The following is a 19822-nucleotide window of genomic DNA, read 5'->3' as shown; positions in this document are numbered from 1 at the left end:
GCTGGAGAATTGAGAATGACATCAACAAAGTTTATCGCGCCAGCGAAGACTCAGCCTAAGGCTGATCAGCCATCCTCGTGGCTGAGCCAAGGGCGCAAAGAAATTCAGAAATCCCCCTTTCATCCCCCTTTGACAAAGGGGGAAAGAGGGGGATTTGAGGAACCTTGGCGTACTTCGCGTCTTTGCGCGAGCAACGTTTTTCCGACTCCGTAATGGCTAGGTTTTCGATTGCACAATAAGAGGTAGCTCTGATGCCCTACAAAGATCTGCGGAGTTTTGCCGCCAGGCTCGAGGAAGCGGGCGAGCTTAGAAGAATTCAAGGCGCCAACTGGGACCTGGAGATCGGCGTGATCTCCGAGCTGTCATTCGAGCGCGGCGGCCCCGCGCTTCTTTTCGAGCGGATCCCCGGCTATCCGGCCGAGTACCGCCTGCTGGTCAATCTCTGCAGTACGCTGAAAAGATCCCTGCTCGCGATCGACATGCCGGCTGATCTTTCCACCGGCCAGGCGATGGAGCGCTGGCGGGAATTCTATCGCTCCTATCAACCCGTGCCTCCCGTGAAAGTCGCATCGGCCGAGTTCCATGAGAACGTCCTCGACGGGCGCGACGTGGACCTCCTCCGTTTTCCCGTGCCGAAGTGGCACGAGAAAGACGGCGGCCGCTACATCGGCACCGGCTGCATGGAGATCCTGCGCGACCCCGACAGCGGCAAGGTCAACGTCGGCACCTACCGTCTCATGGTGCACGACCGCAACACGACCGGGATGTATCAGGGCCCGAGCAACGACGGCATGCGGATGGTCAAAAAATATTGGGCTAAAGGGGAGTCGTGTCCGATCGCCGTCACGCTCGGGGAAGAGCCGGTTATTTTTCTCTCGTCGTGCGGCCGCCTCGGCTGTCCTTCGGGAGTTCCGGAATACGATTTTGCCGGCGCGATCCGCAAAGAGCCCGTCGAGATCGTCGAGGGAGAATTGACCGGCTTGCCGATTCCCGCTTCCGCCGAGATCGTTTTGGAAGGAACGATCCCTCCGCCCGAGGTCGAGCGCAAAGGCGAGGGGCCCTTCGGCGAATACACCGGCTATTACATGGGCGGCACGGTGCCGCAGCCGGTGGTGAAGGTCGATCGCATCTACTATCGGAACGATCCGATTCTGCTCGGCGCGCCGCCGTTCAAGCCGATCAGCGGCCATTACGCCTCGCCGCTGCCGTTCCGGCTGGTGACCGGACTTTGGAGCCGTCTGGAGAAGGCCGGCATCCAGGGCATTCAAGCGGTGCGCGATCTCGTCAACGTCGGCGGCGTGGTCATCAGCATCCGCCAGCAGGATGAAGATCACGTCAGTCGAGTGATGTCGGCGTTGGACAAGTCGCCGATTCAGCAGCGGCTGCTCGTCCTGGTCGACGACGACGTGGACGTGGACGATCCGCGCGAAGTGCTCTGGGCCATCGGGACGCGCATGGATCCAGCGAGCGGGACGAAGGTATCCACGATCGAGACGGATTGGGTTTTCAACCCGATGCTGAGCATCGAGCAGCGCACGGACAAGCCGGCGTATCCCTTTTCGCGTCTGATCGTCAACGCCTGCCGGCCTTACCGCCGGCTGGGCGATTTCCCGCCGGTCAATCTTTTCAGCGAGGGGCGCAGGGAAGAAGCGTGGAAAAAGTGGCGCATGGACGAGTGGCTTAAATAAAGCTCCACGGGCATACGCCCGTAGTATCGTTAGTGTCCCCTTCAGGGATGGTGGAACCCTCGCCTTTAGGCGAAATAGATTTCGCGAAGTCTCCGGAGGAGGCAAGCCATATCTCCCTCGCCCGCTTGCGGGAGAGGGCAGGGGTGAGGGTCCGAGACTCAGCGCCCCCTCACCCTTACCCTCTCCCCCACCAAAAACGTGGGGGAGAGGGAATAGTTTTTGTCGGCTTCGAGCCGACGTAGGCTCATACAGCGGATAGGCAGGAGGAGCTGGACATGAAAAAAGTATCTGGGTTCGTTTTGCTCGGCTTGGGACTGGCGCTGCTCTTCCCTTTTTCCGGCGCGGCGCAGGAGCGATGGGAGAAGATCGTCACGGAGGCCAAGAAGGAAGGCAAGGTGGTGGTTTCCGGCCCGCCGGTGTCCGGTTTCCGTCAAGGACTCATCGACGGGCTGCGCAAAGCCCACGGGATCAGCCTGGAATACCTGGGCCTTCCCTCCGGCGAGGTGTCGGTCAGAATTGAGCGGGAGGCCGCCGCCGGGCGGGTGAGCATCGACGTAAACATCGGCGGCGCCAGCTCCGGAATTGTCAATGAGATGCCGAAAGGGCTGATCGAGCCTATCGCCGACAAGCTGATTCTTCCCGAGGCGGCGAACCCTAAAATGTGGCAGAAGGGAAAAATCAAATGGGTGGACAACCAGCAGCGCTACCTCCTTCAGACGTCCGACTGGGTAATGACCGACCTGATCCTGAACAAAGACAAGGCCGATCCCAACGGCATCGCGGTTTGGGCCGACCTCTTGAAGCCCGAATGGAAAGGAAAGATCGCGTCGTACGATCCGCGCCGCGGCGGCCCGGGAAACGCGGTGGCGCGCTATCTTCTCCATCAGTTCGGCGAGGAGTTCGTCGTCAAGCTGTACAAGGATCAAAACGTCGCCTTCACGCAGGACCTGCGCCAGCTCGTCGAGTGGGTCGCGCGCGGCACGCATCCCGTCGCGCTCGGCGCCGTGCAGGTGATGATCGAGTTGTTTCGCAAGGAGGGGTTTCCCATCGTGCGCCACTTCCCCAAGGACGTGCCCGGCAGCCTCGTGGGAGGATACAGCACGATCACCTTGGTCAAGGGGGCGCCGCATCCCAACGCGGCGATCGTGTTCGTCAACTGGTTTGCGTCGAAGGAAGGACAGGAGATTTACGCGCGCGAGATGCTCGAGCCGAGCCGCCGCACCGACGTGCGCCAGGATATGGTCCCCGACTACGTCATTCCCAAGCCTGGAGTGGACTATAAGTTGGACCAGTACACCGAGGATTGGATCTTGAACGTCGCACCCAAAGTGCAGAAGAGACTCGCAGAGGCGCTCGGACGTTGAGCAACGAAACGAGAAGCGAGCCCCAGCCATTTTTTTTCTCAGCTTCGAGCGCTCGAGAATGGTTGTCCGGGAGTTCCCGCTTTAAGCTGGCCGGAATCGTCGTCGTCTCTCTCGTCGGTCTTTTCACCGTGGTCCCTCTGGGCTTCGTGGTGCTCAACAGCTTCAATGTGGCCTCGCCGGGAAAACCGTTCCGGCTCGGGCTTGCGGGCTGGCAGGAGGGTTTTTCCGATGCGAAGACCGCGCGCGCGATCGGCTACAGCTTTCTTCTTTCCACCCGCTCTTTTGCCGGCGTCGGAATCGCATTTCTCTTGTCGTGGCTGCTCGTCCGCGCGCGCATCCCCGGCCGCTCGTTCATCGAGTTCTCGCTCTGGCTGGGGTTTTTTCTGCCCCATCTGCCGTTGACGCTCGGCTGGATCCTGCTGCTCGATCCCAACTACGGATTGATCAATCGAGCGCTGATGCAGTTGCCGTTCGTGGACAAGTCGCCGTTCAGCATCTACTCCGTCGGCGGCATTCTGTGGATCCATCTGACCTTGACCATGGTCCCGGTCATGACCATTCTGCTGATGCCGGCGCTGCGCCAGTTCGACGCGGCGATCGAGGAGTCGGCGCGGGCTTGCGGGTCGAGCGCATGGACGACGCTCAGGCGCATCACCATCCCGATTCTCTCTCCCACCATCCTCACGGTGACCATTGCAGGCTTGATCCGGAGCCTCGAAGCCTTCGAGATCGAGCAGTTGATCGGCACTCCGGTCGGGATCGACGTCTATGCGACGAGGATCTTCGACCTTATCTCCTGGGAGCCGGCGCGGTTCTCGCCGGCCATGGCCCTCAGCACCTTTTTTCTCGGCGTGCTGTTCGTGCTGGCGCTTTTCTACCAGCGCTTCACCGCGTCGCGGGAGTTCGGCACCGTGACCGGAAAGGGCATGAGCCTGAGACCCGTGTGGATCGGCAGGTGGTGTTACCTCGCGTCCGCTCTCTGCATCGCGCTCGTCACGGTGGGGATCTTTCTTCCGCTCGCCATGCTGCTCACCGGCTCGTTCATGCGGCTCTACGGATTTTTCAACGTCGCCGCTCCGTTCACGACCGCTCACTGGCGCACGGCGCTCGGCGATCCGCTCTTTCTATCCTCCCTGGGGAATTCTCTGATTCTCGGGTTGAGCGCGGCTCTTCTAGGCGTCGGTTTGTACTCCCTGATCGGTTACGTGATCCAGCGCAGCCGGCTCCCGGGACGCCAGCTCGTGAGCATCTTCGCCTGGCTGCCGTGGGCCGTGCCGGGGATTTTGTTGGGGGTGGCGCTGCTCTGGCTCTTGCTCTCGCTCCCCGGCGTCTCGCTTTTCTACGGGACGTTCGTGCCGCTGATCTTAGTCTTGATCGTGAAAGAGATGCCGATCGGCACGCACTTGATGAAGAGCGCCTTCGGCCAGATCGCGCGCGATCTCGAGGATGCCTCCGAGGCAAGCGGCGCGAGCTGGTTCACCACTTTCCGGCGCATCACCCTGCCGCTCGTGGCGCCGACGTTGGTGAGCCTGTTTATTCTGGTCTTCATCGGCGCGCTCAAAGACATCAGTACGACGATTCTTCTGGTCACGGCCGCGACCCGGCCGTTGTCGATCCTGATGATGGAATTTTCCCGCGGCGGACAGTTGGAGGTCGCGTCGATCTTGGGCGTCGTCATCAGCGTGGCGGCGATCGCCGCGGCGCTGATCGGCAGGCGGTTGGGATTGAGGCTGGGAACGCAGTGACCCTCACCCTCTCCCTCTCCCAGAGGGAGAGGGAAGGGGTGAGGGAAAAAGGCACAAGGGGTTCAAACGATTGGAACGATTCAAACGGTTTGAACGACTTGAACAAGGGTGCTCTTTCCATTTCACCTGGATTTGGATAATTTGAGGAGGTCTTATGTCGTTCATCCAAGAGCTTGAAGCGTTCAAACCGCTTGAGAAGTATTACACGGCCGGCGCCGTAAGGACGCGCTGTTTCGAGAAGGGAAGCGGCGAGCCGGTCATCTTGCTGCACGGAGGCGGCGGCCACGCGGAAACCTGGATACGCAACTTGATTCCCCTGTCCGAGCATTTCCGTGTCCTCGCCATCGATTATCTCGGCCACGGCTACACCGACAAGCCGAAGCTGACTTATAATCTCGAGGCCTTCTCCAAACACCTGTTGGATTTGATGGACGCGGCCGGGATTCGAAAAGCCCATCTCGTGGGTGAGTCTCAGGGCGGTCAGATATCGGTCTACACCGCGCACGAGCATCCCGAGCGGGTGATGAAACTGGGGTTGATCGTGGGCGGCATTCCATCCAACGAGCACGGTTATCTCACCGGGCAGAGCCGGCTGCGCGAGCTCACCAAGGACGTAGTGGAAAAGACCACGATGGAAACCATCCGCAAGCGCATGGAGTGGCTGTTTCACGATCCTAAAATTCTGCCGGACGAATTGGTGGCGATCCGGCTCAAGATCTACAGCCAGCCGGAGTTCATCGAGCGTGTGGCGCAAGGCGGCGACCGGAAACATTATGGTCTGATCGAGAAGATTCCGAAGCTGAAAGCGCCGATCCTCTTTTTCTGGACGACGCACAATCCGACCTGTCCGTGGCCGGTGGCGGAAAAGGTGCACCAGGCGGTGCCCGGCTCGCGTTTTGTCCTGGTGGACAAGGCGGCGCACTGGCCGCAATTCGAGCAGCCGGATATTTTCAACCGGGTGCTCGGCGAGTTCTTGAGCAGCGAACCGAGCGATCTGCAGATCGACACGTATCGAAGCAGATACTGGTAGTCGGAATCACGGTCTCTGATTTCTGTTCTACACCCTCTCCCAGAGGGAGAGGGAAGGGTGAGGGTGAGAGCAGGAAATGATCAATAACGTTTCAAGAAGTCGGGCGCTTGCTCGCCGTTTGCGCCGCGATCAGACTGATTCCGAACGGCATCTTTGGACCCGACTGCGTGCAAGACAGATTTGTGGCGCGAAGTTCCGGCGTCAGCAGCCTATCGGTGTGTACATCGTTGATTTTTGCTGCCTTGAAAAACAGCTGGTTATCAAACTAGATGGAAGTCAGCATCTTGAGCAGGCGGACAAGGATCTTGCGAGGACCCAATTTTTGTCGACCCTCGGATATCGCGTTCTCCGGTTTTGGGACCATGACGCGCTTCAAAATACCGAGGCTGTTTTACAAAGGATTGCCGAGGTCTTAGAAGAACCCTCACCCCTACCCTCTCCCGTTAAGCGGGAGAGGGTGATCAAGTCTCATTCTAAGAGGACGCAACTTAGGAGAAACTGACATGGCTTTGACGGAAGCGCAAATCAAAGAGTGGGCGGCGCGTCTTCGGCAGGCGGAGCAGAGCCGCTCGACTCTGGCGCCGCTGACGACGACGATTCCGGGAATCACCGCAGCGGACGCTTATGCCATACAGCTCACCTTGATCGACATGAAAAAGCAGGCCGGAGCGAAGGTGGTGGGAAAAAAGATCGGTCTCACGAGCCAGGCGATGCAAAAGATGCTGAACGTGGACCAGCCCGATTACGGCCACATCCTCGACCACATGATCGTTCAGGACGGGAGCGCGTTCCCGGTCAAGGAGCTGATCCAACCGAAGATCGAGCCCGAGATTGCTTTCATCCTCGAGCGCGACCTCAAGGGGCCGGGGGTGACGCCGATGCAGGTGATGGCTGCGGCGCGCTTCGTGGTTCCGGCGCTGGAGATCATCGACAGCCGCATCGAAGGGTGGAAGATCAAGCTCTGCGATACGATCGCGGACAACGCCTCTTCGGCGCGCGTCGTCCTGGGCGGTCCGCCGCGCCGGGTGGATCAGTTGGATCTCAAATTGATCGGCATGGTGATGGAGAAAAACGGGCAGGTGGCGCACACCGGCGCCGGGGCCGCGATCCTCGGCCATCCGGCCAACGCCGTGGCGTGGCTCGCCAACGCCATCGGAGAGTTCGGAGTGGCGCTGCAAGCGGGAGAGATCGTCATGCCGGGAGCGATCTCAGCGGCCGTTGATGTGGCGGCCGGAGATCATTTGCGCGCTTCGTTCGACGGCCTCGGCACGGTTTCGGTGCGGTTCGTATGAAGATAGCGGTCAGTCGTCAGTCAAAGAAGCGTGGTAATAGCTAAGCAAAAATATTTGAAAGTTTCGCCTGCATTCGGGTTACGGAATCGGAGAAAAGATGCCTCGCGCAAAGACGCAAAGCGCGCCAAGTTCGGAGAAATATTTCTTTCTTTGCGTTCTTGGCGTCTTGGCGCGATAAATTTTCTTGTAGTTCTTGTGTATAACATTTCAAACGTAAGAATCTAAAAGCTACTAGAGGAACTCTCATGGAAAAAATTCGCGCGGCTATTTTGGGCTCCGGCAATATCGGGACCGATCTGCTCCACAAGTTGAAGCGGAGCCGGTCTCTCGTCCCGACGATCATGGCCGGCATCATCGCCGATTCGGAAGGGCTGGCCCGCGCCAAGGCCGAAGGGCTGGCCACGACCCACGAGGGCATCGACGGGCTGCTGCGACAGAAAGATCTCTTCGACATCGTCTTCGAGGCGACGACCGCAAAGGCGCACGTGCAGCACGCGCCGCTGCTCAGAGCGGCAAACAAGATCGCCATCGATCTCACTCCGGCGGCGGTCGGCCCCTACGTGATTCCGCTCGTCAACTTGAACGAGCACGTGGGCGAGCCCAACGTCAATCTCGTGAGCTGCGGCGGCCAGGCCACCGTGCCGCTCATCTACGCTCTGGGAGAAGCAGGCCCCGTGCAATACGCCGAGATCGTCGCGACGATCGCCAGCAAAAGCGCCGGCCCGGGGACGCGGCAAAACATCGACGAGTTCACCGATACCACCGCGCGCGGCCTGGAAAAGATCGGCGGCGCGAAGCGCGGCAAAGCCATCATCGTGCTCAACCCGGCCGAGCCGCCGATCCTCATGCGCAACACCGTCTACGGCGTCGTCGAGGACGCCGATCCGGAAAAATTGAAAAAATCCATCGACGAGATGATTCGCCGGATCAAGGAATATGTCGCGGGTTATCGCCTGTTGGCCAAGCCTTTGATCGAAGACGTCCCCAACGGCAAGAGCAAGAAGAAGGTCACGCTGTTCGTCGAAGTCGAAGGCGCCGGCGACTACCTGCCCAAGTACGCGGGCAATTTAGACATCATGACCTCGGCGGCGGTGAAGGTCGGCGAGGAGATCGCACGCCATCTGATCGCAGGCACGTGGAAGAAACCCTCACCCCATCCCTCTCCCTCTGGGAGAGGGTGAGGGAAGGAGAAGTCATGAGCGAGAAAACTTTCGTCCATATCCTCGACAGCACCCTCAGGGACGGCAGCCACGCGCTGAGCCACCAGTTCACCGCCGAGCAGGTGGCGAAGGTCGCCAAGGGGCTGGACGATGCCGGCGTGGAGATGATCGAGGTTTCCCACGGCGACGGGCTCGGCGGCTCGACGGTCACTTACGGATTTTCCAAGCAGGCCGAGCTGGAGCTGCTCAAGGCGGCCTCGTCGGTGATCAAGAAGGGGAAGCTCGCCGTCCTCCTCCTTCCCGGCATCGGCACCAAAGAGGATCTCAAGATGGCGGCCGATTGCGGCGCCAAAGTGGCGCAGATCGCCACGCACGTGACCGAGGCGGACGTTTCGGAGCAGCACATCGGGCTGGCGAAAAAGATGGGCATGGAAACCATCGGCATGCTCATGCTCTCCCACATGGCCTCGCCGGAGAAGCTCGTCGAACAAGGAAAGATCATGGAGGCCGCCGGCGCCGACGTGGTGCTGGTGACCGATTCCGCCGGCGCCCTCATGCCCCACACGGTCAAAGAGCGCGTGGCGGCCCTGCGCGCGGCACTGAAGATCGGCATCGGCTTCCACGGCCACAACAATCTCTCGCTCGCCGTCGCGAACAGCGTGGTCGCAATCGAAGAGGGAGCGCGCTGGCTGGACGCCTGCACTTGTGGTTTGGGGGCGGGCTCCGGCAATACCCCGACGGAGGTGCTGGTCGCGGTGCTGAATAAGCTGGGTTATGAAACCGGCATCGATCTCTGGAAAATCATGGACACGGCCGAAGAGGTCGTCCGGCCGATCATGCCGAAGCCCGTGCGCATCGGCAAGGCCAGTCTTACCATGGGCTACGCCGGAGTCTATTCCAGCTTTCTTCTCCACGCGGACAAGGCCGCGCAGCAGTTCGGCGTGGACGCGCGCGACATCCTGGTCGAGCTCGGCAGGCGCAAGGTCGTAGGCGGCCAGGAGGACATGATCGTCGAGGTGGCGATGGAGCTGGCGGAAAAAAAGAAGCACGCCGCGGCGTAGGGAGAGACCAGAGATCTTCTTCTAGAAAAAAATGCTCAAGTTGTCCGCGAAGAGCACGGTTTGATCGAGGAAAATCTTTCTTCCGGCGATCTTCCAGGAATCTTTTTCTTTTCTCAGGAGATCCTCGCGCCAGCCGACGAAGAGATCCTCTTTGGTCTCCAGGCGCGTGCGGTAGACGATGAAATTGCAGTAGACTTTTACCTGCGCGGGACCGTCCGTTTCGTAAGCCTCGACGTTGGCGACGAGATGGCGCGTGCGCGAGCGCGGCTCCTCGGCCCACGCCATTCCGGAATCGAGCTTTTGCGCGCGCTGCTTCAACGTCTCTTTGGTCTCGTCGAAAAACGCCAGCTCGTTATCCTTGGTAAATTCGCGAGCGGGCTCGTTCCCGGACCGATCCGAGCGGATCGGCATCCAGTAGCGCGCGTCTTCCGTGAAAAGCTCGACCCATTCGTGGAAGCGCCGCTCGTCGAGCAGCCGCGCTTCGTGGAAGAGAAAGTGTTCGATCTCGCGATGCCGCGGGTCAGAGACGCTTCGTGAGTTTTCGTGAGTCATACTTGTTTCGTCCGTTTGTGTTTTTTCTTCCGGTGACGAACCTGCCTCGCCCTTCGACAAGGCTCAGGGCGAACGGAGATTACATGACTTTCCGTTCATGCTGAGCTTGTCGAAGCATGTTTATCTTCCGCCAGAAGGTCCGCCCAGCGTTGATAAAAATTCCGCTGGTTGATGTCGCTGATGATCTCGCCGATCCGGCCGCGGAGCTCGCCGTGGCCGCGCTCGTGGCCGAGGCCCATCTGATAGTTCGCCGGAACGCGCCGCGCGCCGGCGCCCCGGCTCGTCTCCGTGATCCGCGTCCAGTTGTCGCCGTCATCCTGCTCCCAGGTTCCGCCCGGGCTGAAGCGCCTGAGATAGAAGAGCCGAAACGCCTCCTTGACTTCCGCCGGCGCTTCTTTGTCGACGATGCACCATGACCACACCTCGGTTTTCTCCGGCCCTTTGGGATGCCACACGCGGATCGTCGGCGTGATGTACAGAAAAGAAAAATGGGGGAACACGGTGCCGTGGACCGGCCGGATCGTTCGCGCTCGGGCTTGCCCGAGGCGCCGCTCGAGCTCGGGCTCGATGTCGCGCAGATAATTCGCGATCACCGGGGCATAAGGGAGCTGTACTCCTTTGCCCTCGACCTGGCGGCCGCCGAGGCCGTGTCCTCCGCCGAGGCTGATCTGAAATCCCGGCGCCTGCTCGCTGGAACCTATGCCGACTTTGGCGGCGGCGTAGCCCACCTGAAAAGCCGACCCGTGCGTGGTGAAGGTGTGATACCAGTCGCCGACGAAGTTCTCCGCGGGAAGCTTCCAGTTGGCGTTGACCGTCCACTTGTGGACGCCGCCCAGCACCTCGGCGGCGCCTGCGCGCCGATCGACGATGAAGTCCAGATACCATGCCATGTGCCCGAGGTATTCCACGAGCGGCGCGGCCTTCGGATCGAAGGTCGCGAAGATAAGCCCTTTGTAGCTGTCCAGTTGCGCCACGGGTACGAGGCCCCATTCCTCTCTCTTTAACTCGCCGTAGTAGTATTCCTTGAAGTAGGGGACGCCGATGAGACTCCCCTCGTTGCCGTACGTCCAGCCGTGGTACGAACAGGTAAAAGAATTCGCGTTGCCTTGCTCCAGGCGGCAGACGCGGTTTCCCCGGTGGCGGCAGACGTTTAAGAACGCGCGGATCTTTTGGTCCTGACCGCGGCAGACAATCACCGGGTCTTCGCCCATGTAGGTCGTAAAGAAGTCGCCGGGATTCGGGATCTGGCTTTCGTGGGCGAGGTAGAGCCAGCAGCGCGCGAAGATGCGCTCCAGCTCGAGCCGATAAATCTCGGGGTCGGAAAAAATCCTCCGATCGATGAGCCCGCGCTCGCCGTCGGTCAAATTTTTAACGTCGATCATGCTTCAACTTTGTAACGTCACACCACAAACGTCATTCCCCCGGATCAGCTTTAGGCTGGTCAGCCTCAGGCTGAAGCGAGTCCTTCGGGCGTAAGCATCCGGGTCGCGGCCAGCCCTTCGGGATCTCAAATGGCAAATCTCAAATCTCAAAATCTGAGATTTGAAATCTGCGATTTGCAATTCCGAGCCTTGCGAGGACATGCCCTCGGCCTCGCCGGAGGAAGCTGTCGCTAGTTCGACAAGCTCACCACCCTGAGCAAAGTCGAAGGGCCGGTCGGAGGGCCCGCGCATCCGACACTGCCGTTAGGATTAACCACTGCCCTATTGCGCCGCCTCGGAGAGCGGGTGGCGACTTGCACCTCTCACATCATTTCCGCGCCATCAGCTCGGCCCAGGAGCGGTAGAAGTTGCGCTGGTTGGTCTCGCTGAAAAAATCGCCGACGATCCCTCTCAGTCCCTCCTGGGCGCGCTCGTGCCCCAGGCCCATCTGGTAGTTTACCGGAATCCTACGCGCCGCCATGCCCCGGCTCGTATCCGTCGCCTGGATCCAGTTGTCGCTGTCGTCCTGCTCCCAGGTGCCCGCCGGGCTGAAGCGTCTCAAGTAATGGAGCCGGATCGCCTCTTTGACCTCGGGCGGCGCTTCTCGATCGACGATGCACCAGGCCCACACCTCGAACTTGTCGGGCCCTTTGGGATGCCAGACGCGGATCGTGTGGGTGCCGTGGAGAAACGAGAAGGTCGGAAAAGCCGTGCCGTGCACGGGCGACATCATGCCGGCGCGCACCGGCCCGAGCCGGCGCTCCGCCTCGGCGTGCGTGTCTCGGAGGTAAGCGGCCACCTCCGGCGCAGGCGCGCCGACGGCCGCATCTCCGCCGCTGATCCAGCGCGCCCCCAAGCCGTGACCGGCCGGCAGGCTTATCTGAAATCCGGATGACAACGCCGGGCTATACCGATTGCCGCTCTGGCTGCCGCTGAAGCCCGATTTCACCGCCGACGCGTGCGTCGATCCCGTGTGATACATGTCGCCGACGAAATTCTCCGCCGCCAGTTTCCAGTTGGCGCTGATCGTCCATTTGTGCGTGCCGCCGATCAGCTCGGTGCCGCCCTCGCGCCGGTCGAGAATGATGTCGAGATACCAGGCCATGTCGCCGAGGTAGTCGCTGAGCGAAGGCGCCGCGGGATCAAGATTGCCGAAGATGAGTCCTTTGTATCGATCGACGAGCGGGACCGGGATGAGGCCCAGACTCTCTTTGTCGAGCTCGCCGTAATAATATTCCTTGAAGTAGGGGACGCCGATGAGGGAGCCATCGTTGCCGTACGTCCAGCCGTGATAAGAGCAGGTAAAAGAATCCGCGTTGCCCTGATCCAGGCGGCAGACGCGGTTTCCCCGATGGCGGCAGACGTTTAAGAAAGCGCGGATCTTTTGGTCCCGGCCGCGGCAGACGATCACCGGATCTTCGCCCATGTAGGTCGTAATGAAGTCTCCGGGATTCGGAATCTGGCTCTCGTGCCCCAGGTAGAGCCAGCAGCGGGCGAAGACGCGCTCCAGCTCCATCCGGTAGATCGCGGGATCGGAGAAGATTTTCCGATCGATAAGGCCCTTCTCCAAATCGGCGATGAATTTATTTTCTTGCGCCATCGGTCCTTCCGCCGCTAACCGGCTATGCGCTGATGTCCCCAGATGCTTCCGCGGTCCACCTGCTGCACGCTCCAGGTCGCGTCGTCCACGAGCCGGCCCTCGGTGCCGTATTCGATCTCGAAGCCGGCGGGACATTTCATATAAAAAGAGAACATCCGATCGTTGCTGTGGCGCCCGAGAGCCTTGGTGATCGGAACGCCGCTCGCTTGACACAGATCGAACGTTTTTCCCACGTCGTCGATGGTTTTCACCTCGAGCATGATGTGGCGCAGGCCCGGACCGATCTTGCCGAAGGCGATCGAGTGGTGGCGCGGGTTGCAGTGGAAAAAGACCAGCCGGTCGGGGACGAAGTCGCTCAGGCGAAAGCCGAGAGTCTCGGTGTAGAATTTTTTTCCCGCTTCGAGATCGGGCACTCCGATGACGACGTGGCCGAGGCCGAGGTTTCCCGCGACAAAGCCGCCGATCGGCCGCGCCGGCTGAAAGGCTTCGCAGATGTTGAGCTGGCCGTAAAAAAGCTCGAGCCGGTTGCCATACGGGTCGGCGATTTTCACCAGCGCCGCCACCCGGCGCAGCGCGCAGTCCTCTTCGCTTCCTCGCACGGGCTTCAGGCCGGCTTTCTCCAATTCAACGCAAGCCTGCTCTAGATCCAAAGCCGAAGGCAGCTCCCAGCCGATATACGCGAGGCCGTTCGTCGACGCCGGATGAACGGCGAGGCGGTAGGCGCGCTCGTCCATTTGCAGATAAACCGTTCCGTCTTCTCCCGCGGGAGCGGCGCGCAGGCCCAGGATCTCCGGGCCGAAGCGGGCCCACGCCTGCGCATCCGTCGCGTTGATTCCAACGTAGCCCAGCGCGGCGATCTTCATCTTTCCTCCATAAGCGAGTCCTTCGGGCGCAAGGCTCCGGGTCGCGGCCGATAGGTCACTGCCATGAGTCGATCTTTTCTTCTCGGACGTCCGCGACCCTCCGCCTCGCCCCCTCGACCTCGCTCTGAAAGACGTCGCCCGTTCGGAGTGCCCGCGCGTCCGACACTAACGCTGTGATTAACCACCGCCCTATCGCGCGGGCTCGGAGAGCGGGTGGCGGCTTTCAGAGCGCTCAAACTTTTTCTCCGCCTAAAAATTTGAGCACCGCCGCGTCGTGCTCCTCCGGGTGCTCCCACTGCGGCCAGTGCGCGGCGTCGGCGATGCAGTGGAACTGCGCTCCGGGAATCTGCGCAGCGATGTGTCGCCCCACGTCCGGGCCGGAGCCGGGATTTTTTTCCGTCCACAAAACGAGCGTCGGCGTTTTTATCTCCTTCAGACGCTCCTCGGGAAGCTGATACGTTCGCGAATCGCCCTCGCCGAAAGAGTTGCTGAAAACGTCCGTCAACGACCGGCGCGTCTCCGGGTCGGAGTAGATTCGGTAGCGCACCTCCGCAAGCTCTTCGGTCACGCGGTCGGGCGCCGCCATAAGCCACTCGAGCCGTTTGCGGATCGTGTCGAGGTTGGGGTTGTTGATCGCGGCGATGGAGCGCTCCTTCAAGAGCTGCCGCCCTTCGGCCGGCCGCTCTTCGACGACTCCCGGCTTGAAGCGGAGACCGGCGGTGGTGTTGAGAATGAGCTTGTTCAAGCGCTCCGGATGATGCAGCGCGAACCAGATCGCCACCCAGCCGCCGAGCGACTCGCCTTCGAGGTTGGTTTTCTCCAGGCCGAGAGAATCCATCAGGTCGAGGATCTGCTCGGCGTACGTCGGGATCGAGCGTTGGTTGTACGCGGGCTTCGAGGAAAAGCCGTGCCAGACGAGGTCGATCGCCATGGCGCGATAGCTCTTCCCGAGGCGCACGATGTTTCGGCTGTAGGCCTCGGCGTGGCCGCCGACGCCGTGCAGCATGATCAGCGGCTCGCCGCTGCCCGCCTCGATCGCGCGCGTCCTGAATTTCTTGCCGTAATAACTGACCCGGCTTCCGAGTAGGTCCGTCCAGATGGTCATCATCCCTCCTTTTATCTGCGTCGCCGCACACCCGCGCCGCCGTCGCTCTCGATGACGACGCCGGTCATGGCCCGCGCTTGATCCGAAGCGAGCAGCGCGTAAACGCCGGTGTGATCCTCGGGCCTGAGCGCCATCGCGAGCGGGTTGTTTTGTCTCATGCGTTCCTCCGCCGACTGTTTGTCGGGAAAGGCCGGAACGGCTCCCAGGGCCGGCGCCGCCTGAAAGTCCGTGAGCGTCCCGCCGGGCGCGACGCCGTTCACGCGAATATGAGGCGCCAAATCGGAAGCGAGCTGGCGGATCAAACCGACGACGGCGTGCTTCGAAGCCGTATAGATCGGACCGCCGCCGTTCGGCCGCAGGCCGGCGATCGAAGCCGTGAATACCATATTGCCGTGCGTCTTGAGAAGCTCCGGCATGGTGGCCTTCGCTCCCAGGAGATAGCCTTTAACGTTGACATCGAAGACCTGTTCGTAAGCCGCCGCGATTTCGCTTGTCGCTATATCGGCGAGACTCTTGAAGCCGTCGAACACGCCCGCGTTGCCGACGAAGATATTCAAAGGGCCGAAGGCTTCCACCGTCGCGGCGACCGCCTTCTCGTTGTCCTCGATCTTTCTCACGTCGCCGTGCACGGTCAGAGCGTCCTTCCCCAATTCCTCGGTGAGCCCGGCCAATCTTTTCTCCGAGCTGTCCATGATCGCAACCTTCGCGCCTTCCTCGAGAAAGCGTTTCGCCACCGCCTTGCCGATACCGGAGCTCGCCCCGGTGATCAGCGCGACTTTCCCTGCTAACAGTCCAGCCATAATTTTCCTGCTAAAAAAATTTCGACAGATTTCTCGCTCCGACCACGGCCTGGTTTATTTATTGTGGCTTCACGATCATTGTCAATAGGCTGAACGGCTCGACAGGCATAGCCGATCGCAATAACGGTTGACATAATATGCCAACGCCGTATCATCGCATCGGTGGCTGAGCGCGTGGAGGAAAATACCGGGAAACGGAAAGGAAGCTACGGATGGCCGCTCAGGGATTAGTCGATAGCGAGCGCGGCCTGGTGTACGCCGGCGCATACTCGGATGAAGAAGTGTATCGCGAAGAGTTGGAGCGAGTCTTCGGACACACTTGGCTGTTCGTCGGGCATGAATCCAGTATTCCCCGGATCGGGGATTACATTACCAACACCATGGGCGAGGACTCGGTCATCATGCTCCGCGACGTCGACGGTAACGTGCGTGTCTTTCTCAACAAGTGCTTGCACCGCGGCAACCAGGTGTGCCTCTTCGATCGCGGGCAGACCAAGACTTTTACCTGTTCGTTTCACGGCTGGCAGTTCGACACCCAGGGGAAGCTTGTCGGCGTCCCTTTCTTCGACACGGCTTATCAAGGCTGCTTGAATCGCGACGAGTTGAAGCTCGTCGAACCGCCGCGCATCGAGGCGTACGGCGGAATGATCTTCGCCTCGTGGGACGCCAACATCGCTCCCCTGCGCGACTACCTCGGCGTGTTCACCTGGTATCTCGACCGGCTGCTGGTTCACGAGCCTTTGGGCGGCATGCAAGTGGTCGGGGGCCGCCAGCGCTTCTTCATGCCGGCGAACTGGAAACTCCTCGCGGATAACTTCGCCGGGGACGACTACCACGTCCCCACGACGCATGCGAGCTACTTCAAGATCATGGCGGGAAGGTCCGAAAGCTTTGCCAGCATCCGGTTGGGCCTGGACGAGTCGCTCCAAGTCTGCGTCGGCTACGGCTCGGGGGTTCCCCATGGAATGGGCGTTCTCCGTCTCGGGGCGGAGACGAGCCTATACGAGTCCGACTTGGCGACCGCCCAACGGTTGGGCGCCGAAGCCGTGGACTGGATCAAAGAACGCTACCGCCGCATCCAGGAGCGTTATGGAAACGATCCCGCCCAGGTGCAGAGCTTTTCCAACGCCAACATCTTTCCCAATCTGTCCATCATCAGCTCCGGCGCGGCTTTCCTCGCGCGCGGGCTCATTCAATGGCATCCGCGCGGCCCGCTCCTTTCCGAGGGCTGGGAGTGGTGCGTCGTCGAGAAGGACGCGCCCAAGGTCGTAAAGGAGCAAGCGATCAAGGCGCTGATGACTCGCCAGTCGGCGGCCGGGATGATCCAATCGGACGACACGGAAAATTTCGAGCGGTCCTCGGACAACCTTGCCGCCCACGTGGCGAGGAAGCAGCCGTTCCATTACAACATGGCGATGGGTTTCGACCGGGACCATCCCGCACTGCAAGCGCTCAGGGACAAGAGTTGGGCGATCGAGCGTCTGCCGGGTTTGGTTGGCCCGATCAACTGGGAGGTGAATCAGCGGCAGTTCTATCGCTACTGGGCGGAGCTGATGGCGGCCAAGGGGTCCCAATAAAATGGATTTCGCTCACGTCCAGCAAGAGATCGAGCGCTTCCTCTATCACGAGGCGCGACTGCTGGACAGCTTACGGTTTCGTGATTGGCTGGCGCTGTTCACGGACGACGCTCGATATCGGATGCCCACCATCGAGAACGTGCAGAATCTGGAGCGCGCCTACGAATCCGACGACTTGCATTTCGGTTACTTCAACGACGACAAGCAGGGCCTCGCGCTCAGGGTCTCGCAATTGGATACCGGCCTCCGGCACGCGGAAGTGCCGCCGTCGCTGACGGAGCGGCTCATCACCAATATTCTGGTGGAGCCTTCGGAGGCGAGCGACGAGGTCAATGCTTACTCCAACTTCCTGGTGTTCCAAGTTCGCCATGGCCGCCATGAAACATCGTTCACGGGCCGCCGTGAGGACAGGTTGAGAAGAACCGACCAGGGCTGGAAGATTGCCGCCCGCGAGATCATCATGCTGAGACCCGTTCTCCCGCGGACCCTTTCCATCTTTTTCTAACCAACCCTCGACTTTAAATGATCTCATGAGGAGAAGTCAGCGGAATTTTCGGATAAAAAGAGGCTTCTCGTTTAGATGCGGCAGTTATATATGAGGTCAGAAAAGGTTTCAGGGGCAGAAAATATCGACTAAGTTCTTGCTGCAGAAGAAGAAAACATCAAATTCGATAGAAAATTCCGAAGCTGGACGTCGCGGGTTCGATCCCCGTCGCCCGCTCCAAAACTTTCATTCCAGTCCTTCATTGCCCAACTGCGTTCTGCTTTTTCCGCGACTCGACCACTAAATCGTACAATGCCTGCCGCGCGTCTTCGGCGACGATATTGGGCGATGCGCCGATTTTTTTCGCCGCCGCCTCCTGATTGAACATGAACTCTTTCCACACGTTTTCGGGATAAGATTCCAGCGCCAACGCCAGCCCGCCGTGCGGCTTGTTGTTGGCCGCCGTGACGTGGTGGCTCTGCGGGCCGACGCCGTGAAAGCTGTGGCAATAAACGCAGCCGTTACGAACGGTAACCGCTTCGTAGACTTGCTTGGGTAGGTCCTTCAAAGAGGCGAGGGGATCGTCCTCGACTAATTGGAAGCTGTTTTCCGTGAGCCCGTAGTACGGCGCCTGGCGAATCAGCTCCGGCGGCGGCTCTTCCAGAAAGCGAATGAAGGCGCCCAACGGACGCGCCATCATCGGCGGCTTGGCGCCGCCTCTCCAGCTATATTCCCTGAGCGCCTGGTAGAAAACGCCGAGACGGAAGAGATTCTTTTCGTCGTCGAGGCCGACGACGATGACGGGCTTGTAGGGCTCGATTTGATGGCGGTCGAAAAATAATTTCTCGTTGCGAAAATTGGTGACGGTGAGATATTTGCCGCGGCCGATCTTTTCCGGCGGGAGAGAATCCAGATAGGCAAAGAGATCGATCGCGTGGTACGTCTCCAGCGGCCATTCGAGCAGCTCATACTTCATACCGCTGTAGAGAAGAACCAGCTCTTCCACGAATCTTCGGTCCACCGGATAGGAGCGGATCAGTTTTTTCTCGCGCCAAAAGGGCGCGGTCGAGAGCGGCGGATTGAGCCAACGGCGCTTGGCTTCGATCAGCACCGCTATCTCTCGCGGGAGAGGTTGCGCTTTAAAAAATTCCAACAGCAGGCTCCGGAGTTCGGCGTCGCGGTCGATCAACTGAACGAGAGAAAAATGGTCGTGGTCCGGAAGAATGAATTGCTCGGCCTGTTTGTGGCCGGTTTTGCGGAGCGATTCGGCGAATCTTTTCGCGTCGATGAGAAAACCGGGAAAATCGTTTTCGGCGCCCAGAATCAGAAACGGCGGCGCCTCCGCCCGCGCATGAGTCGTAGGCGACGCAGTCGCGAGCTTATCCGGATTGTCTCCGAATGCCTGTCGGACCGCGAGTTTCTGCTGCTCGGCGCTCTCCGGCCTCGGCCGCAGATCGTAAATGCCGCTGAAGCCAACGACTCCCGCCAGCGATCGCGGCGTCAGACGCTGCGCGCCTAGATAACTTCCATCGAGCGCGACGAGCGCCGCAAGATGCGCGCCCGCCGAATGGCCGGCGAGATAGACGCGCTTGGCGTCGTAGCCGAACTTGTCGGCCGACCGGATGAGGTGAGCGATGGCCGCGGCCACGTCCTGGGCCGGGACGGGGTGCGTGTGAGCCGGCGCCAACCGATAGCGCACGAGCGCGACGGCGACCCCGTTAGGAAGTAGAGCCTCCGCGACAGCGGGGCCGATTTGATATTCGTCGTCGGAGAGCGTCCAGAAACCGCCGTGAACGAAGACGAGGAGCGGCGGCTTGCGCACGGACATCTCCGGCAGATACAGGTCGAGGGTTTGACGCCGTGCGTTCTTAGGGTCGGCCGGCTTGGTGTAAGCGATATCGCGAATCAAGTTCGCCTTCGGCGTCGATTGGGCCGCCGAAGCTTGCGTCGGCTTCGCGTTCTCCCAATTCGCGACGATGATGAAGAAACCGATGCCTGACGCGATAACTAGCGCAATGCGGCGCGGCGAGTGGAGCATGATTCCGTGCGGTTTGATGGGACGAAACTATACGATGGTGCG

17 protein-coding genes are annotated in these 19822 nt (G+C 60.4%); 10 read left to right on the top strand and 7 right to left on the bottom strand.

From position 1 onward, the window contains the following. The first annotated feature begins 251 nt into the window (after nt 1-251). The 8 genes from VGL70_01420 (at nt 252) to dmpG (ending at nt 9340) form a co-directional block, all read left to right on the top strand. A complete protein-coding gene (locus VGL70_01420) occupies nt 252-1688 on the top strand; it encodes a UbiD family decarboxylase (GenBank protein HEY3302173.1) in 1437 nt (478 codons plus the stop codon). A gap of 275 nt (nt 1689-1963) precedes the next feature. Beyond that, nucleotides 1964-3052 carry an extracellular solute-binding protein gene (locus tag VGL70_01415; protein ID HEY3302172.1) on the top strand — a complete coding sequence of 363 codons (1089 nt, stop codon included), beginning with the start codon at nt 1964-1966 and terminating at the stop codon, nt 3050-3052. A gap of 62 nt (nt 3053-3114) precedes the next feature. Further along, entirely contained in the window at nt 3115-4797 is a 1683-nt protein-coding gene (locus VGL70_01410; protein HEY3302171.1) for an ABC transporter permease subunit, read from the top strand. A 154-nt stretch (nt 4798-4951) separates the two neighbouring features. Next, nucleotides 4952-5827: an alpha/beta hydrolase gene (locus tag VGL70_01405; protein HEY3302170.1), complete on the top strand. Its 876-nt coding sequence runs from the start codon at nt 4952-4954 to the stop codon at nt 5825-5827. A 76-nt stretch (nt 5828-5903) separates the two neighbouring features. Next, nucleotides 5904-6329, top strand: coding sequence for a DUF559 domain-containing protein (locus VGL70_01400; GenBank protein ID HEY3302169.1), 426 nt, complete (start codon nt 5904-5906; stop codon nt 6327-6329). A 1-nt stretch (nt 6330) separates the two neighbouring features. Beyond that, the gene (locus VGL70_01395) at nt 6331-7119 is read left to right on the top strand and encodes a fumarylacetoacetate hydrolase family protein (GenBank protein ID HEY3302168.1); all 789 of its coding nucleotides are present in this window, start codon (nt 6331-6333) and stop codon (nt 7117-7119) included. Nucleotides 7120-7364: 245 nt separating this feature from the next. Continuing rightward, nucleotides 7365-8300 carry an acetaldehyde dehydrogenase (acetylating) gene (locus VGL70_01390; protein ID HEY3302167.1) on the top strand — a complete coding sequence of 312 codons (936 nt, stop codon included), beginning with the start codon at nt 7365-7367 and terminating at the stop codon, nt 8298-8300. A gap of 14 nt (nt 8301-8314) precedes the next feature. Beyond that, nucleotides 8315-9340 (top strand): 4-hydroxy-2-oxovalerate aldolase, encoded by a 1026-nt coding sequence (gene dmpG / locus VGL70_01385; GenBank protein ID HEY3302166.1) that lies wholly within the window; start codon nt 8315-8317, stop codon nt 9338-9340. 21 nt (nt 9341-9361) lie between these two features. On the opposite strand, the gene VGL70_01380 is transcribed toward dmpG, so the two are convergent. The 6 genes from VGL70_01380 to VGL70_01355 form a co-directional block, all read right to left on the bottom strand. Beyond that, on the bottom strand, nt 9362-9892 hold the full coding sequence (locus tag VGL70_01380) for a 3-phenylpropionate/cinnamic acid dioxygenase subunit beta (protein ID HEY3302165.1): 531 nt from the start codon (nt 9890-9892) through the stop codon (nt 9362-9364). Nucleotides 9893-9987: 95 nt separating this feature from the next. After that, on the bottom strand, nt 9988-11274 hold the full coding sequence (locus tag VGL70_01375) for an aromatic ring-hydroxylating dioxygenase subunit alpha (GenBank protein HEY3302164.1): 1287 nt from the start codon (nt 11272-11274) through the stop codon (nt 9988-9990). A 367-nt stretch (nt 11275-11641) separates the two neighbouring features. Next, complete coding sequence (locus VGL70_01370) at nt 11642-12913, bottom strand: aromatic ring-hydroxylating dioxygenase subunit alpha (GenBank protein HEY3302163.1); 1272 nt, start codon at nt 12911-12913, stop codon at nt 11642-11644. A 14-nt stretch (nt 12914-12927) separates the two neighbouring features. Beyond that, nucleotides 12928-13776 carry a VOC family protein gene (locus VGL70_01365; GenBank protein HEY3302162.1) on the bottom strand — a complete coding sequence of 283 codons (849 nt, stop codon included), beginning with the start codon at nt 13774-13776 and terminating at the stop codon, nt 12928-12930. A 232-nt stretch (nt 13777-14008) separates the two neighbouring features. Continuing rightward, on the bottom strand, nt 14009-14884 hold the full coding sequence (locus tag VGL70_01360) for an alpha/beta hydrolase (protein ID HEY3302161.1): 876 nt from the start codon (nt 14882-14884) through the stop codon (nt 14009-14011). A gap of 8 nt (nt 14885-14892) precedes the next feature. Next, nucleotides 14893-15681, bottom strand: coding sequence for an SDR family NAD(P)-dependent oxidoreductase (locus VGL70_01355; GenBank protein ID HEY3302160.1), 789 nt, complete (start codon nt 15679-15681; stop codon nt 14893-14895). Between the two features lie 212 nt (nt 15682-15893). On the opposite strand from VGL70_01355, the gene VGL70_01350 reads away from it, so the two are divergent. Next, nucleotides 15894-17258: an SRPBCC family protein gene (locus VGL70_01350; GenBank protein HEY3302159.1), complete on the top strand. Its 1365-nt coding sequence runs from the start codon at nt 15894-15896 to the stop codon at nt 17256-17258. A gap of 1 nt (nt 17259) precedes the next feature. Further along, a complete protein-coding gene (locus VGL70_01345; protein ID HEY3302158.1) occupies nt 17260-17763 on the top strand; it encodes a 3-phenylpropionate/cinnamic acid dioxygenase subunit beta in 504 nt (167 codons plus the stop codon). Between the two features lie 238 nt (nt 17764-18001). On the opposite strand, the gene VGL70_01340 is transcribed toward VGL70_01345, so the two are convergent. After that, nucleotides 18002-19780 carry an alpha/beta hydrolase gene (locus VGL70_01340; protein ID HEY3302157.1) on the bottom strand — a complete coding sequence of 593 codons (1779 nt, stop codon included), beginning with the start codon at nt 19778-19780 and terminating at the stop codon, nt 18002-18004. Nucleotides 19781-19822: the final 42 nt, after the last annotated feature.

The sequence above is a fragment of the Candidatus Binatia bacterium genome (genome assembly GCA_036504975.1).
In the GTDB taxonomy this organism is placed as follows: Bacteria; Desulfobacterota; Binatia; order UBA9968; family UBA9968; genus JAJPJQ01.
Note: the sequence above shows the minus strand (reverse complement) of the source record. Positions and strands in the feature narration are given on the sequence as shown.